The following is a 15,221-nucleotide window of genomic DNA, read 5'->3' as shown; positions in this document are numbered from 1 at the left end:
ATCCATTGGATTTGTGATGCACTGCGGTAGGGTCTGCCGCACCCCTGGCTGATCGAGGAGCGTGCACGTGTTCAACCGGACCAGATGCCTGCAGATCGCTGCGGCCGTTGCGTCCATATCCCTGCTCTCCGGGTGCGGTCTGTTCTCGGACGACAGCGGCGACAGCGCGAAGCGGATCGTCGTCGGCACGACCAGTGCCCCCAGCACCCTCGATCCGGCCGCGGCCTGGGACGGCTCCTGGGAGCTGTACCGCAACGTCTACCAGACCCTCCTGGCCTTCCCGACGGGCAGCACCAAGCCCCAGCCCGACGCCGCGCAGAACTGCGAGTTCACCGACGCGGCCAACGAGTCCTACCGCTGCACCCTGCGCAAGGGCCTGAAGTTCTCCAACGGCGAGGCGCTCGACTCCAAGGCGGTCAAGCACTCCCTCGACCGCATCAAGAAGATCAACCACAAGGTCGGCCCCGCGGGCCTCTTCGGGACGCTGGAGAAGATCGAGACCCCGGACCCGCTCACGGTCGTCTTCCACCTGAAGACCCCCGACGCGACCTTCCCGTACGTGCTGGGCTCGCCGGCCGCCTCCCTGGTCGCGCCGAAGGACTACCCCGCCGACAAGATCCGCAACGACGGGAAGATCACCGGCTCCGGCCCCTACGTCCTCACCTCGTACGAGCAGGGCTCCGAGGCGGTCCTCGGCCGCAACGAGACCTACGCCGGCTTCGCCAACCGCCGCAACGACGGCGTGACGATCCGCTACTTCTCCGACTCCAAGAAGATGGTCGCGGCCCTCAAGGACAAGGAGATCGACGCCACCTACCGAGGGCTCTCCGCCGCGGAGATCAAGGACCTCCAGACGCCCGCCTCGCACAACCTCGGCGTGCAGGTCGTGGAGAACGTCGGCGCCGAGATCCGCTACCTGGTCTTCAACCCGAACGACCCGCAGGTCGCCAAGCCGGCCGTGCGCCAGGCGATCGCCCAGGTCATCGACCGGGGCGCGATCGTCTCGAAGGTCTACCAGGGCACCGCCGAGCCGCTCTACTCGATGGTTCCCAAGGGCGTCGTGGGCCACAAGACGCCCTTCTTCGACCTCTACGGCAACGCCGACGTCGAGAAGGCCAGGAAGATCCTCAAGACCGCCGGGGTCCCCCTGCCGGTGGATCTGACCTTCTGGTACACCACCGACCGCTACGGCGCCTCCACCGCCGACGAGTTCACCGAGATCAAGCGCCAGCTCGACGAGAGCGGCCTCTTCAAGATCACTCTGCGCGGCCAGCCCTGGGTCGCCTTCCAGGACGGCTACAAGGGCGGCCAGTACCCGGTCTTCGGCCGCGGCTGGTTCCCGGACTTCCCGGACCCCGACAACTTCATCGCGCCGTTCGTCGGCAAGGAGAACGCGGTCGGCACCCCGTACGAGCCGCCGCAGATCATGAACGAGCTGCTGCCCAAGTCGCGCCGCGAGGGCGACCGGTCGCTGGGCATCCGGGAATTCGAGACGGCCCAGCAGATCTTCGCCCAGGACGTCCGCCTGCTGCCCCTGTGGCAGGGCAAGCTCTACGTCGGCGCTCGCGAGGACATCGCCGGCGCCGAGCGGGCCCTCGACCCGCAGACCGCCATGCAGATGTGGGAGCTGTACCGCAAGACCAGCTGGTGACGGCGCCGGCCGGCGCCCGACGCCGGCCGGGTCGCGGCGTTGTCAGTGGCCCCGGGTAGGTTCAGAGCAGTTGCACGAACTTGTACCGGAGGTTGTCGACGTGACCCAGATGCTGCCCGAGTCCTGGCTCCCCGCTGTCGGCGGGGAGCTGGAGCAGCCCTACTTCAAGGAACTCCTGGAGTTCGTCGAGAAGGAGCGGGCCAACGGGCCGGTCTACCCGCCCCGCGAGCAGGTGTTCGCGGCCCTGGAGGCCACGCCGTTCGACAAGGTCAAGGTGCTCGTCCTCGGCCAGGACCCGTACCACGGCGCCGGCCAGGGCCACGGCCTGTGCTTCTCCGTGCGGCCCGGGGTCAAGACCCCGCCCTCGCTGCGCAACATCTACAAGGAGATGAAGGAGGAGCTCGGCCTCCCCGTCCCCGACAACGGCTACCTGATGCCGTGGGCCCTGCAGGGCGTCCTGCTGCTCAACGCGGTCCTCACCGTTCGCGAGGCCGAGCCCAACTCGCACAAGGGCAAGGGCTGGGAGAAGTTCACCGACGCCGTCATCCGCGCCGTCTCCGAGCGGCCCGACCCGGTCGTCTTCGTGCTCTGGGGCGCCTACGCCCAGAAGAAGATCCCGCTGATCGACACCGAGCGGCACGTCATCGTCAAGGGCGCCCACCCCTCCCCGCTGTCGGCGAAGAAGTTCTTCGGCTCCCGCCCCTTCACCCAGATCAACGAGGCCGTCGCCGCCCAGGGCCATGAGCCGATTGACTGGCGGATCCCGGACCTGGGCTGACGCCACACCGCGCCTCGGCGTCGAAGCCGCCGCCTCCGGTTAGCTTCGTGCTGACCGGACCGCGAAGGTCCGGCGGAGCGAGTCGGAGGCCGCGTTGACGGAGCAGCGGGAGGCGTCCGAGGACGCCGTCATGACCAGGATCGGCCAGGCGGTCATCCTGCTGCACGCCGGTGACCGCGAGGAGGCCCGCAACCGGCTCGCCGAGTTGTGGGCCGAGCTCGACGAGGACGGTGACTCCCTGCACCGCTGCACCCTGGCGCACTACCTCGCCGACGCCCAGGACGACCCCGCCGACGAGCTGGCGTGGGACCTGCGGGCCCTGATCGCCGCCGAGGGGCTGGAAGAGCGGCTCGCGGAGAGACCGCCGCCGGGAGGCGCCGAGCCGTACCGGGCCGTGCGCGTGTTCTACCCGTCGCTGCACCTCAGCCTGGCCGCCGACTACGTCAAGCTGCGCCGGCCCGAGGCGGCCCGCCTGCACCTCGCCCGCGCACGGGCGGCCACCGAGGCGCTGGCCGACGACGGGTACGGGAACGGGGTGCGGGCCGCCATCGCCCGACTGGAGCGCCGCCTCGCGGCGGAGCCGGGGCAGGGGGAGGGGCCGCCGCCCAGGCCCTTCCCGGAACAGTCGCCGTAGCGGGCCACCGCACCCCTGAGGGGCTCAGCCGTCGCGGACGCCCGCGCAGATACGGGCCTCCGGGCTGTCCGGGTGCCAGCGCCCGTGCCGCCGCCCCAAGGCGCACACGTCGGCCGGCCGAACCGGAAGCTCCCGCGTCAGCTCGCGCGGCACCCGCGCCTCACGCCCTACGGCCTCCGGAACGCCTCCGGAGCCCCCTGGGGGCCGCGCGGCGGGCCGTCGTGGCTCCGGGATGTCCGGGACCGGGGGAGAGGCCTCCCCGGGCCCCGCCGGCGCCTGGCCCGTGGTGTGCGTCGTGGCCCGCCGGGAGGCCGTCGTCGGCGCGGTCGCCGGGCCGGAGTCCCCGGGGAGCGCCCGTAGGGCCCCCAGCGCTTCCAGCGCGGGCGACTGGACGACCACCGCGGCGGCCCCAGGGCCCCCGCGCGGCTCGTGCTGCGGGGGCGCGCCGGCCGCGGGCGCTCCCGCCGGATGCGTGGGCGCGGGCGTCACCTGCACGCAGCCGGAGACGGCCGAGACGGCGCAGGCCATGCCGAGGAGCAGTTTCGTGGAGGTTCGGGTGGAATGCACCCGCGCAACTCTGCTGGGCGAGATCCCCGTTGGGAAAACCCGGAGCCCATATTCACCCCGCACGGGTGACGGGAGGGGGATGTCCGGCGGACACCGCCCCTCCCCTCACGTCACTCGCCCGTGACGCCGTCGACGTGCTCGCGCAGCAGGTCGGCGTGGCCGTTGTGGCGCGCGTACTCCTCGATCATGTGGGTGTAGACCCAGCGGAGGTTGAACACCTCGCCCCGGTGGTGGCTCGCGGCGTCCGACACGCTGTCGAGGGAGCGGCCCGCGACGGCCTGCCGCGCCAGCTCCACCTCGGTCTCCCACACCCGCCGGGCGTCGGCCCAGGTGTCCGCGTCCGTGAACTCGAAGTCCCCGTCCACGTTCTCCCGGGAGCTGTACAGCTCCGGCAGGTCCTCGCCGAGGGTGATCTCCCGGAACCAGTACCGCTCCACCTCCGCCATGTGCCGTACGAGCCCCAACAGGCTCAGTCCCGAGGGCTTGAGCGACGTCAGCCGCACCTGCTCGTCCGTGAGCCCCTCGCACTTCCAGGCCAGGGTCGAACGGTGGTAGTCCAGCCAGCCGTCCAGCATCTCCCGTTCGCCGGCGGTCGTGGAGGGTTCGGGGCGGTGTGATCCATCAGAGGTCATGGCTCCATCCTGATCGAACGGGACGCCTCCCACCAGGGATTAAGCTGCGGGGACCCACTCGGCACAGACCAGGAGGTTCCCGGTGAAGGTCGGCGTCATCGGACTCGGCGACATCGCGCAGAAGGCGTACCTGCCCGTCCTCACCACCCGCCCCGGAGTCGAACTGCACCTGCAGACCCGTACTCCCGCCACCCTGGAGCGGATCGGAGCCCGCCACCACATCCCGGCCGAGCGCCTGCACGCCTCGCTCGACGCGCTGCTCGACCAGGGCCTCGACGCCGCCTTCGTGCACGCCCCGACCACCGCCCACCCGGAGATCGTGGAGCGGCTGGTGGAGGCGGGCGTGGCGACGTACGTGGACAAGCCGCTGGCCTACGAACTCGCCGACTCCCGGCGCTTGGTGGAGCTGGCCGAGGAGCGCGGGGTCTCCCTCTGCGTGGGCTTCAACCGCCGCCACGCGCCCGGCTACGCGCAGTGCGTCGAGCACCCGCGCGAGCTGATCATCCTGCAGAAGAACCGGGTCGGGCTGCCCGAGGACCCGCGCACCCTGGTCCTCGACGACTTCATCCACGTCGTCGACACCCTGCGCTTCCTGCTGCCCGGCGAAGCGGACCACATCGACGTCCGGGCCGTGGTGCGCGAGGGATTGATGCATCAGGTGGTGCTCCAGATGTCCGGGGAGGGCTTCACCGCGCTCGGCGTCATGAACCGCCTGTCGGGCTCCAGCGAGGAGATCCTGGAGGTCTCGGGGCAGGACGCCAAGCGGCAGGTCGTCAACCTCGCCGAGGTCATCGACCACCGGGGCCAGCCGACCGTACGGCGGCGCGGGGACTGGGTGTCGGTCGCCCGCCAGCGCGGCATCGAGCAGGTCGTCGACACCTTCCTGGAGGCCGTCGAAGCCGGTACGACGCTCAGCGCCCGGGACGCGCTCCTCACCCACGAGCTGTGCGAGCGGGTGGTGCTGACGGCCCTGGAGCAGGCCTCGCCGCGACCCTGACCGTCCGCACGCCCCGGGCCGCGCCGTACAGGACGAGCGCGGTCAGGGCGGCCCCCGCCGGCCAGTTCCCGAAGCGTGCGAACACGGTGGTACCGCGGGCCCCGGGCACCTCGTAGACGGCGGCCGTACTCGCCGAGGTGGGCAGCGCCGCACCGATCCGCTCGCCCGACGGGCCGAACACGGTGCTGACGCCGGTCAGGGTGGCGTGCACCACCGGACGGCCCGTCTCGGCGGCGCGCAGGGCGGCGAGCGAGGCGTGCTGGGCCGGCGCCCAGCTGTCCTGGAAGGTGGAGGTCGCCGACTGGGCCACGAGCATGTCCGCGCCCGCCCGGACCAGGTGGCGGCTCATGTCGGGGAAGGCGGACTCGAAGCACACCAGCGGCCCCACCCGCAGCCCGTAGGGCAGGTCCATCACCACCGGGGCGGCGCCGCGCATCCGGTCCTCGTCCGCCGCCCGACCCACCGAGGTGGCCCAGCCCATCAGCGCGCGGGCGGGCACGTACTCCCCGAAGGGGACCAGCCGCATCTTGTCGTACCGGTCACCGGTCGGGCCCTCGGGGCCGACCAGCACCGAACTCTTGTATATGCCCGGCTGGTCCGAGCGGCGCGCGTCCACGTTGACCAGCACCGGAGCCCCGACCTCCCGGGCGAGGGCGGCCAGCCGGCGCGCCAGGTCCGGCCGCGCCGCCAGGTCCGTGCCGACACTGCTCTCGCCCCACACCACCAGGTCCGGCCGGCTGCCCACCAGCGTCCGGGTCAGCCGCTCACCGACCTCGAAGCGCCGCTCCGTGCTCTCCGCCCCCGCCACCGGCCCCGGCTGTACGACGGCCACCCGCAGCGCCCCCGTCACCTCGGGCCGCGGCGCCCACAGCCACACCGCCCCCGCCAGCACCGCACAGCCCGCCAGTCCCGCCGTGGCGGGGCCCCGCGCTCCCGGCACCGCGACCAGCAGCACCACCGCGCAGTTCACCGCCACCACCAGCAGGCTCACCAGCCACACCCCGCCCACCGAGGCCACCCGCAGCGCGGGGGCCACGTCCCACTGACCGGCCCCCAGCAGCCCCCACGGCCCGCCCAACCCCTGCCACGACCGGGCCAGCTCCGACACCAGCCACCCCGCCGGCACCAACGTCAGCGCGGCCCCCGCCCGACCCGCCGTCGGTATCCCGCCCAACAGCTCCCGCACCAACAGCGCGAACGGGATCCACAGCAGCCCCAGCAGGGCGGCCACCGGGATCAGGAACACGTGCAGGCTCGGCAGCAGCCAGTGGTGCACCGCCACGATGAAGCCCGCTCCGCCGAGCCAGCCCTCCAGCGCCGCGCGCCGCGCGGTGGGGGCGGTGCGCAGCAGCAGCATCCAGGGCACGAGGGCGACGTAGGCGAACCACCACAGGCCGGGGGCGGGGAGGGCGAGGCAGGGCAGCGCCCCGGCGGCCGTCGCGGCCGCCGCACGCCACCCCCGGGTCCGTCGTGTGCCCATGACGCGCCTCCGCTTCCAGTGTGGGACCGGTTCCGGTGCGGCGCTCAGAGCGCCAGGTGCCGCCACTTCTCGTGGACGGTGACCCCGGTCAGGCGCCAGCCGTCGGGGGTGCGGGCGAGCGTGAACGTGTAGCGGCCCGCGGCCACGAAGTTGGGCGTCGTGGCCGGCTCGGCCGCCGGGCCGCCCTCCGGGCGGTCCTCCGGGGCGCGCAGACGCATCGGATTGAGGAAGTCGGCCAACACCTCGGCCGCGTCGCCCGGGTAGCCGCCCCGGTCCTCCAGCCGCACCCGGCGGTTGACGATCAGGTGCTGGCGTACGGGGAACAGCTCCATGGCCGTCGCGAGCCAGTCGGCGACCTCCCGGGCGGGCCCCGCGACGCCGCCCGCCGCGCTGTAGTCGGCGCGCCCGGAGGGGGTGAACAGGGCGCGGTAGGCAGCCCAGTCCCCGTCGTCGACGGCTGCCGCGTATCCCGAGATCAGCTCGTCGATGGCCAGCCGGTCCATTACCGTCGCGAGATCCACACGCTGCGTCATCGGCCCAGTGTGGGGGCCCGGGGCCCCGAGGTGAAGGGGCGTGCGGAGACCTGGCGTCCGGGCGGGCGATCAGTGTCCGGAACGCACCTCCCGCTGTCTGACCACGACCAGGAACGCGTCACTGGCCAGGTCCATCACCACCTCCGCCGCAACGCCCTCGCTCAGGCGCTGCGCGGCGTACTCCTCGGCGGGCCGGCTTCCCCTCGGACCTCCGGCGGGGAAACGCTCCAGTACCACGCGGCTCATGTGGGACACCCCCTGCTGTCGTGCCGTACCTCTGACACAACGACGAGGAGGCCGCCCGGGAACGTTCCCGGACGGCCTCCTGTTCACGCGAAACGGTGAGGGAAGGGCCCTGCGTGGCCTACCTCGCCCACGTCGCCCGCGTCGCGTACTAGGAGCCGGACTCGCCGGCGTGGGGGCTGAGGACGCCCATGCCGATCAGCACGAACAGGGCGATGCCCAGCAGGATGCGGTAGATCACGAACGGCATGAAGCTCTTGTTCGAGATGAACTTCATGAACCAGGCGATGACGGCGTAGCCGACGAGGAAGGCGATGACCGTCGCGAAGATCGTCGGCCCCCAGGTGATGTGCCCCGGGGTCTCGATCACGTCCTTGATCTCGAAGGCGCCCGAGGCGAGCACCGCCGGGATGGCCAGGAGGAAGGAGTAACGGGCCGCCGCCTCACGGGTGAAGCCGAGCAGCAGACCACCGGAGATCGTCGCCCCGGACCGCGAGACGCCCGGGATCAGGGCCATCGCCTGGCAGGCACCGAAGATCAGACCGTCCTTGACGCCCAGCTCCTTGAGCGTCTTGCGCTGCTTCACCACCCGGTGCCGGCCGCCCTCCTCGTCGCGCGAGGCCAGCCAGTCGGCGAAACCGAGGACCACACCCATCACGATCAGCATGGTCGCCGTCAGCCGCAGGTCCCGGGCCGGACCCACGATCTGATCCTTCAGCGTGAAGCCCAGGACACCGATCGGGATCGAGCCGACGATCACCAGCCAGCCCATCTGGGCGTCGTGGTCCGAGCGCAGCGACTTGTTGAACAGCGAGCGGAACCAGGCGGAGACGATCCGCGCGATGTCCTTGCGGAAGTAGATGAGGACGGCGGCCTCGGTGCCGATCTGCGTGATGGCCGTGAAGGCCGCTCCGGGGTCGTGCCAGCCGGCGAACGCCGCGGTCAGGCGCAGGTGGGCACTGGAGGAGATCGGGAGGAACTCCGTAAGCCCCTGGACGAGACCGAGGATTAGGGATTCGAACCAGCTCATGTCGGGGTGCGCTCGTCCTTGTGATCGTCGGGCAGTTCGCCCCCGATGCTAGGGCCCGTGCGGAGCGACCGTGACCACAGGGGGGTGCATGCCGTCCGACGGGCCCGCGGGGGCCGGTGCCAGACGGTGCCGCCTGCGCCAGGCGACGGCCGCCGCGACCGCCCCGGAGACGGCGATGAAGCCGAACGAGGCCAGGAACGCGGGCGATCCGGGGGAGGACGCGCTCGCGCCCGCGATCACGTAGGCGGCGGTGTTCGGGACCGTGCCCAGCGCCGTCGCCGACAGGAAGGGCAGCCAGCCGCAACGGGAGACCGACGCCAGGTAGTTGGCCGCCGCGAACGGAACCCCGGGGAAGATCCGCACGGCGAGCACGGAGCGGAATCCGTGCCGGCTGAGCTGGGAGTCCGCCGCCGTCAGCCAGCGCCCGCGCAGATACGGACGCAGGGCCTCCTGGCCCATGCCGCGCCCCAGGCCGAAGGCGATCGCCGCGCCCACGACGGTACCGCCGACCGCCGCCGGCACCCCCAACTGCGAGCCGAACAGCGCGCCCGCCGCGAGGTTGAGCAGCGGGCGCGGCACGAACGCGGCCGTGCACAGCCCGTACGCGCCCGCGAACAGCAGCACCGCCGCCCCGACCGGCAGGCCCGTCGGCCAGCCGTCGGACAGCAGCCGCTGGGGCTCGTAGAACAGCACGCACACCCCGGCCGCGACCAGCAGCACGACGAGGAGCGACAGCCGGGTCCACGGCGCGAGGAGGAGGGACATCCCGGGAGACTAACCGACACATATGGAGCGCCGCCGTAATCCGCGCCTCACCCGGGGGAACGCCCGGTGGCCGACGTCGGTTCCCGCCGCTCGGGGCGTGGCGGGCCGGCGGACCGTGACGAACAACACGGCGGGCAAGGCCGCCCAAGAGGCCGCGGTGCCGCTGTCGCAGTGCCGGAGCGGGGCCGGTGTGGTGACGGCGGGAGGGCTGCGTCAGACTGCCGTCACCACACGGGCGTGCACGAGGGGGGGCGGGGACGATGGGCGGCGAGACGGCACTGGTACTCGGCGGCGGAGGACTGACCGGAGTCGGCTGGGAGGCCGGGATCCTGTACGGGCTCGCCGAGGCGGGCGTCGATGTGACCACCGCCGACCTCGTCGTCGGCACCTCCGCGGGCTCCGTCATCGGCGCCCAGCTCGCCTCCGGGCTGCTCACCCCGCGCGAGCTGTACGAACGCCAGCTCGCCGACGCCACGGGGGAGGTCGCGGCCCGCCTGGGCGCGGGCGTCTTCGCCAGGTACGCCATGGCGATGCTCCGCTCCCGCGACGCCATCGCCTACCGGCGGCGGGTCGGCGCCTTCGCGCTGGCCGCCGACACCGCACCGGAGGCGGAGCGGCGCGCGATCCTGGCGGCCCGGCTGCTCTCGGACGAGTGGCCCGAGCGGCGGCTCGTCGTCACCGCCGTCGACGCGCTGACCGGCGAACTGGCCGCCTTCGAACGGGACGGCGCCGCCGGGCTGGTGGACGCCGTCGCGGCGAGCTGCGCCGTGCCCGGGGTGTGGCCGCCGGTGACCGTCGACGGCCGCCGGTACATCGACGGCGGCGTCCGCTCCGGGGCCAACGCCGACCTCGCCGCCGGATACCGGCGCGTGGTGATCGTCGCCCCGATGGCCATGGGCGCCGCCAAGCTGCCCTCGCCGGCGTCCGAGGCCGAACGGCTGCGGGCCGAGGGGGCGCGGGTGCTGCTGATCACCCCGTCGCCGGAGGCCCGCAAGGCCTTCGGGCGCAACATCCTCGACCCGGCCCGGCGGGCCCCCGCGGCACGGGCGGGGCTGGCGCAGGCCGCCGCGCACGTGGCCGAGGCGACGGCCGTCTGGTCGGGCTGACCGCCTGACCACGCACCGGCCTGACAATGGTGGGGTGAGCGACGAACAGATCCCGGTGATCCGGGACGTGGACCAGGGCACCGCCAAGCTGATGCCGGACGTGGACCGGGAGCGGGCCTGGCTGCTGACCGTCGACGGGGCCCCGCAGTCCTACGTGGACCTCGACGAGCCGGAGCACCTGGAGTTCGAGTACGCACGCCGCCTCGCGCACGTCCTCGACAGCGCGGCGGAGCCGGGCACCGCCCTGGACCTGCTGCACCTGGGCGGTGGCGCGCTGACCCTGCCGCGCTACGCGGCGGCGACCCGGCCGGGCTCGCGCCAGACGGTGGTGGAGTTCGACGCGCCGCTGGTGGAACTGGTGGCGGAGCACCTGCCGCTGCCGGCCGGGGCCGACGTGACCGTGTGCGCCGCCGACGCCCGCGCCTGGCTGGAGGCGGCCCCGCCGGCCGGCGCCGACGTACTGGTCGCCGACGTGTTCGGGGGCTCGCGGGTGCCGGCGCAGCTGACCTCCGTCGAGTACGCGCGCCAGGCCGCGCGGGTGCTGCGGCCCGGCGGGCTGTACGCGGCGAACCTGGCCGACGGGGCGCCGTTCGGCTTCCTGAAGGCACAGCTGGCCAACTTCGGCGCCGCCTTCGCGGAGCTGGCGCTGATCGCCGAGCCCGGGGTGCTGCGCGGGCGCCGCTTCGGCAACGCGGTGCTGCTGGCCTCGGACGCGCCGCTGCCGCTGGCCGCGCTGGCCCGGCGGTGCGCCGCCGACGCGTTCCCGGCCCGGGTGGAGTCGGGGGAGGCGCTGGCCCGCTTCACGCGCGGGGCCCGGCCGGTGACGGACGCCGAAGCGGTGCCCTCGCCGCAGCCGCCCCAGGGGGCGTTCAGCCTGGGGTGAGGGGCTGGGGGGTGTCGACGGGCGCGGGCTTCGGGGAGCCGGTCACCGGGGCGGGGGGCTTGCGGGCCATGCGGCGTACGTCCGGGACGAACAGCACCGCGGCGGTGCCGAGCACCACGAGCGCCGCGCAGCCCCACAGGGCCTGGGAGCGGCCGAAGGCGGCCTCGGCCGGGCCGGCCAGCGCCGTGGCCACCGGCAGCATGGACACCGAGCCGAACCAGTCGTAGGCGGAGACCCGGGAGAACTTGTCCTCGGGGATCTCCTGGTGCATCGTGCTCATCCAGTTGACGCCGAAGACCTCGACGGCGGCGCCGCTGACGAACATCACCGCGCACAGCCCCCACACGGGCAGCGGTACCGCCAGCGCCGCCGACGGCAGGGCCAGCGGGAAGACGCACAGGGTGCCGACCAGCAGCAGGCGGCGCGGTTTCCACACCATCATCAGCACCGCCCCGAGGATGGTGCCCACCCCGAAGAAGGCGAGCGCCACCCCCCAGGGGGCGGGCCCGCCGAGGTGCTCGCGGGCCACGAGCGGCCCGTACACGGCCTCGGCCGCGCCGACCACGGCGACGACCACGGAGAACTGCAGGACGATGCTCCACAGCCAGGGGCGACTGCGGAACTCCACCCAGCCCTCGCGCAGGTCGGCCAGCAGACCGCCGCCGGGGGCCCGGTCGGGGACCTCGTCGACCCTCAGGAAGGCGCGCAGGCCGCCGGCGACGGCGAAGGCCAGCGCGTCCACGGCCAGGACCCAGCCCGGCCCCATCGCGGCGATCATCGCGCCGCCGAGCGCGGCGCCGCCGACACCGGCGCCGCTCATGGACATCCGGAAGAGGGCGAAGGCACGGTTCGCGTGCTCGCCCGAGACGCTGGAGAGGAGCATGCCCTCGGCGGCCGGGCTGAAGAAGGCGGTACCGGTGCCGCAGAGCGCGGTGAGCAGCATCATCTGCCACAGCTGTGGGTCGCCGGTCAGGACGAGGACGGCGAAGACGGCCTGGGAGACGCAGTTGAGCGCGTTGGCCGCGACCATCACGTGGTGGCGCGGCAATCGGTCGGCGAGCGCGCCGCCGACGAGCAGGAAGAGGACGAGGGGCAGCGTACGGGCGGCGGCGACGAGCCCGACGTCCCCTCCGCTGCCGCCCGCGTCGAGGACGGCGAAGGCGGCGGCGATGAGCGCGCCGTGGCTGCCGAGTTGGGTGATCACGGCGGCGCCCGTCAGCAGCGTGTAGTTGCGGCCGGCCCAGGCGGGTCGGCGGAGACGTGTGCCGGAGGACGGGAGGGTGGGGGGAGTGCTCACCCACGGACTATCCCCGCCCCGGGCCGAGAATCAAAACGGATAATCGGCCCGAGATGGGGCGGGATGCTAGCCCTCGGACAGCCTGATGGAGCTGAGGACCTTGTCGTACACGTCGGCCTGGACCTCTTCCTTGACGCCCGCCGCCGTGATCAGCGTGAAGCTGGCGAAGTCACCGACGGCGTTCTTGAAGCCGAAGCCGACCGCCTTGCCGTCGGTGGCGCACTTGTGCTCCTTCTTCACGTTCGGAGCGGTCGCGATCACCGTGTGGCCCTTGAGGCCGGAGGAGGTCGTGAACTCCTTGGGCTCGGTCACCTTGACCGTGCCCTTCGGCTCCTTCTGCGCGAAGCCGGCCCACACCCAGCTGCCGGTGTTGTCGGTCGCGAGCTGGGCGGTGTCCTTGGCGCCCTGGCCGCCCTTGACGCCGGTGTCGGCGAGCGAGAACTTCTCCTGGTCGCCGTCCTTGTCCTTGTCGACCGCGCACCATTCGCTCTTGAGCGTGGCCGTACCGGACATGGTGATGACGGGCGAGCCGTCGCCCTTCGCCTCGTCCTCGAAGAAGAGGGAGACTCCGGAGCCGTTGACGTTCCACTCCGGCGGTACGTCGTAGGCCACGCCGTACTTGGTGTTGATGACCACCTTCCAGCCCGGGACCACCGGCTTGGGGGCTTCGCCCGAGCGCGGGTTGCCGCTCGGGGCGTCGGCCGGCGGGGAGGAGGCGGGCGTCATGGGGGCGGTGGCGGGCGGCTTGTCGTTCGCCTGGGCGCCCTTGTCGTCGTCCCGGGTGAGGACGAAGGCTCCGGTGACGGCCGCCGTCACGACGACGGCGGACGCGGCCACGATGGCCACGGTCTTCGTCGCGTACGGGCTCCGGCCGCCCGGGGGCTGCGGAGGCTGCTGGGGTTGTCCCCACGGCTGGACCGGGGGCGGGGTCTGGTAACCGGCCTGCGGGTACCCGTAGCCGGGCTGCTGTCCGAATCCCTGCTGCGGCGGCTGCTGCTGGTACGGGTTCGGCGCCTGCCCCGGCTGCTGCTGGTACGGGTTCTGATGCGCGTCCTGGGGGTTCTGCTCGCCCCCGGGCGGCTGCTGCTGTCCTGGCCACATGGCCGGTAACGATAGTGGGAGCGGGGTGGGGGAGCGACGGCCGCCCCCTCGCCCGGGTCTGGTCAACCGCATCTACTCGCGGGTAACCTCGCGTTCCATGAGCGCAGAACAGATGAACGTGGGCGAACTGCTCGCCCAGACCGTCCCGATGGCCCGCACCCTGAAGCTTGAGTTCCTGGAGACGACCCCGGAGCGCGCCGTCGTCCGGCTGCCGGACCAGCCCGACTTCCACAACCACGTCGGCGGCCCGCACGCCGGGGCCATGTTCACCCTCGCCGAGTCCGCCAGCGGCGCCATCGTCCTGGCCGCCTTCGGCGACCAGCTCTCGCGCGCCGTCCCGCTCGCCGTCAAGGCCGAGATCGGCTACAAGAAGCTCGCCAAGGGCGTCGTGACCGCCACCGCCACCCTCGGCCGCCCGGCCGCCGAGGTCGTCGCCGAACTCGACGCGGGCGGCCGCCCCGAGTTCCCCGTCACCATCGCCATCCAGCGCGAGGACGAGGCCGTGACCGGCGAGATGGTCGTCGTCTGGACCCTGCGCCCCAACGCGTAAGGCCTGTCCGGGTCCGGACGTACGCCCCCGCCCCCGTCGTCGTCCCGGCGGGGGCTACCGCGCGAAACCCGCCGGCGCGGCGTCGATACCGACCGGCAGCCGCCGCAGGGCTGAACCTGCGGCGCCCCGAGGGCGCGTCCCCCCGACGACCGGGGGTCCACGGCGCACAGTGGGCGGGGGAGCGGTCCGGCGCGGGGCCGCTCCCGCCGCAGGGAGCGCCCATGAGCGAGGCCGTGTCCAGACGGGAGGCCCGCTCCGTGGTGCTGTTCGCCTACGAGGACTCCGGCGCCGCCGGCGAACGGGCCTCCCTCGGCCTGCCGGGCGGACAGCCCGCGCTCATCGAGGCCGTCGCCGCCGCCGGCCCCCGCACGTCGGTCGCGCTCAAGACCTCGTCGAGCACCACCATGCCCCGGCTCGCGCGCACCGGAGCCGTCCTCCAGACGTACTACCCGGGCCAGGAGGGAGCCGGCGCGACGGCCGACCTGCTCTTCGGGGACGTGGACCCGGGCGGCCGCCTCACCCAGACCCACCCGGCCGACGAGCGCGCGCACCCGGCGGCCGCCGACCCGCGCCGGCACGGGCTCTCGTACACCACCTGGGCCCACGAGAGTCTCGCCGTACGGGACCGACGCGGGGCCTGCGTGTGGAGTTCACCGTGCGCAACACACCGGCCGCCGCGAAGACGCCGAGGTGGCGCGGGTGTACGTCGGGCCGTCGCCGGACGCGGCCGTGGCGCAGCCGGTGCGCGCCCTGGCGGGCTACCGGCGACTCACCTTCGCCGCCGGGCAGGAGCGGCGGGTCAGCGTGGACGTGGACGCGCGGGCGCCGTCGTACCGGGACGCGGAGCGACAGGCGTGGGCGCGCGGCCGCGGCCGTCGCGACGTGTTCGCCGGTCGTTCCTCACGGGAGCCGCCCCTGCGGGCGAAGACTGCGGTGAGGAGCGGCTGAGGAGCGACTGAGGAGCGGATAGGCTG

Annotated in this window: 17 protein-coding genes and 1 pseudogene; 9 read left to right on the top strand and 9 right to left on the bottom strand. The window is 73.3% G+C overall.

Annotated elements, in window-relative coordinates; translation table 11 throughout:
- The first annotated feature begins 67 nt into the window (after positions 1–67).
- The 3 genes from M4D82_RS05920 to M4D82_RS05910 all read left to right on the top strand — a co-directional run bounded on the left by M4D82_RS05920 (position 68) and on the right by M4D82_RS05910 (position 3,063).
- Positions 68–1,651 carry an ABC transporter substrate-binding protein gene (locus M4D82_RS05920; protein WP_249765031.1) on the top strand — a complete coding sequence of 528 codons (1,584 nt, stop codon included), beginning with the start codon at positions 68–70 and terminating at the stop codon, positions 1,649–1,651.
- Positions 1,652–1,760: 109 nt separating this feature from the next.
- Positions 1,761–2,429: a uracil-DNA glycosylase gene (locus tag M4D82_RS05915; protein WP_249771504.1), complete on the top strand. Its 669-nt coding sequence runs from the start codon at positions 1,761–1,763 to the stop codon at positions 2,427–2,429.
- Positions 2,430–2,523: 94 nt separating this feature from the next.
- A complete protein-coding gene (locus M4D82_RS05910) occupies positions 2,524–3,063 on the top strand; it encodes a hypothetical protein (protein ID WP_249765030.1) in 540 nt (179 codons plus the stop codon).
- A gap of 24 nt (positions 3,064–3,087) precedes the next feature.
- Here M4D82_RS05910 and M4D82_RS05905 read toward each other — a convergent pair whose 3' ends face one another.
- Both M4D82_RS05905 and M4D82_RS05900 read right to left on the bottom strand, forming a co-directional pair.
- Positions 3,088–3,630 (bottom strand): hypothetical protein, encoded by a 543-nt coding sequence (locus M4D82_RS05905; RefSeq protein ID WP_249765029.1) that lies wholly within the window; start codon positions 3,628–3,630, stop codon positions 3,088–3,090.
- A gap of 110 nt (positions 3,631–3,740) precedes the next feature.
- The gene (locus M4D82_RS05900) at positions 3,741–4,262 is read right to left on the bottom strand and encodes a DinB family protein (protein WP_249765028.1); all 522 of its coding nucleotides are present in this window, start codon (positions 4,260–4,262) and stop codon (positions 3,741–3,743) included.
- An 82-nt stretch (positions 4,263–4,344) separates the two neighbouring features.
- Between M4D82_RS05900 and M4D82_RS05895 the strand changes: the two genes are divergently transcribed.
- Positions 4,345–5,259, top strand: coding sequence for a Gfo/Idh/MocA family protein (locus M4D82_RS05895; protein WP_249765027.1), 915 nt, complete (start codon positions 4,345–4,347; stop codon positions 5,257–5,259).
- On the opposite strand, the gene lnt is transcribed toward M4D82_RS05895, so the two are convergent.
- From lnt to M4D82_RS05870, 5 genes are all read right to left on the bottom strand, one after another.
- Complete coding sequence (gene lnt, locus M4D82_RS05890) at positions 5,195–6,739, bottom strand: apolipoprotein N-acyltransferase (protein WP_249765026.1); 1,545 nt, start codon at positions 6,737–6,739, stop codon at positions 5,195–5,197. The genes M4D82_RS05895 and lnt overlap by 65 nt on opposite strands.
- 44 nt (positions 6,740–6,783) lie before the next feature.
- A complete protein-coding gene (locus M4D82_RS05885) occupies positions 6,784–7,272 on the bottom strand; it encodes a nuclear transport factor 2 family protein (RefSeq protein WP_249765025.1) in 489 nt (162 codons plus the stop codon).
- Between the two features lie 69 nt (positions 7,273–7,341).
- Positions 7,342–7,518 carry a DUF8839 family protein gene (locus tag M4D82_RS05880; protein ID WP_249765024.1) on the bottom strand — a complete coding sequence of 59 codons (177 nt, stop codon included), beginning with the start codon at positions 7,516–7,518 and terminating at the stop codon, positions 7,342–7,344.
- A 148-nt stretch (positions 7,519–7,666) separates the two neighbouring features.
- Entirely contained in the window at positions 7,667–8,545 is an 879-nt protein-coding gene (locus M4D82_RS05875) for an undecaprenyl-diphosphate phosphatase (protein WP_249765023.1), read from the bottom strand.
- A 48-nt stretch (positions 8,546–8,593) separates the two neighbouring features.
- Positions 8,594–9,310, bottom strand: a complete 717-nt coding sequence (locus M4D82_RS05870) for a TVP38/TMEM64 family protein (protein WP_249765022.1) — start codon at positions 9,308–9,310, stop codon at positions 8,594–8,596.
- 260 nt (positions 9,311–9,570) lie between these two features.
- Here M4D82_RS05870 and M4D82_RS05865 point away from each other — a divergent pair, with 260 nt between their 5' ends.
- A complete protein-coding gene (locus tag M4D82_RS05865) occupies positions 9,571–10,416 on the top strand; it encodes a patatin-like phospholipase family protein (RefSeq protein WP_249765021.1) in 846 nt (281 codons plus the stop codon).
- Positions 10,417–10,507: 91 nt separating this feature from the next.
- Positions 10,508–11,299 carry a spermidine synthase gene (locus tag M4D82_RS05860; RefSeq protein ID WP_249771502.1) on the top strand — a complete coding sequence of 264 codons (792 nt, stop codon included), beginning with the start codon at positions 10,508–10,510 and terminating at the stop codon, positions 11,297–11,299.
- Here the strand turns inward: M4D82_RS05860 and M4D82_RS05855 are convergent.
- Both M4D82_RS05855 and M4D82_RS05850 read right to left on the bottom strand, forming a co-directional pair.
- Entirely contained in the window at positions 11,286–12,596 is a 1,311-nt protein-coding gene (locus M4D82_RS05855; RefSeq protein WP_249765020.1) for an MFS transporter, read from the bottom strand. The two genes, M4D82_RS05860 and M4D82_RS05855, sit on opposite strands and share 14 nt — an antisense overlap.
- Before the next feature lie 66 nt (positions 12,597–12,662).
- Positions 12,663–13,697 (bottom strand): DUF8017 domain-containing protein, encoded by a 1,035-nt coding sequence (locus M4D82_RS05850; protein ID WP_249765019.1) that lies wholly within the window; start codon positions 13,695–13,697, stop codon positions 12,663–12,665.
- Positions 13,698–13,794: 97 nt separating this feature from the next.
- Here M4D82_RS05850 and M4D82_RS05845 point away from each other — a divergent pair, with 97 nt between their 5' ends.
- The 3 genes and pseudogenes from M4D82_RS05845 to M4D82_RS05840 all read left to right on the top strand — a co-directional run bounded on the left by M4D82_RS05845 (position 13,795) and on the right by M4D82_RS05840 (position 15,195).
- Positions 13,795–14,247 carry a DUF4442 domain-containing protein gene (locus M4D82_RS05845; RefSeq protein ID WP_249765018.1) on the top strand — a complete coding sequence of 151 codons (453 nt, stop codon included), beginning with the start codon at positions 13,795–13,797 and terminating at the stop codon, positions 14,245–14,247.
- 221 nt (positions 14,248–14,468) lie between these two features.
- Positions 14,469–14,744, top strand: a pseudogene (locus tag M4D82_RS34555) (glycoside hydrolase family 3 protein); the annotation flags it as partial.
- A 202-nt stretch (positions 14,745–14,946) separates the two neighbouring features.
- The gene (locus M4D82_RS05840) at positions 14,947–15,195 is read left to right on the top strand and encodes a fibronectin type III-like domain-contianing protein (protein WP_249765017.1); all 249 of its coding nucleotides are present in this window, start codon (positions 14,947–14,949) and stop codon (positions 15,193–15,195) included.
- Positions 15,196–15,221: the final 26 nt, after the last annotated feature.

Origin of the sequence: Streptomyces sp. RerS4, assembly GCF_023515955.1 — a bacterium.
In the GTDB taxonomy this organism is placed as follows: Bacteria; Actinomycetota; Actinomycetes; order Streptomycetales; family Streptomycetaceae; genus Streptomyces.
The sequence above is the reverse complement of the archived record's forward strand: the minus strand, read 5'-3'. Positions and strand labels throughout refer to the sequence as shown.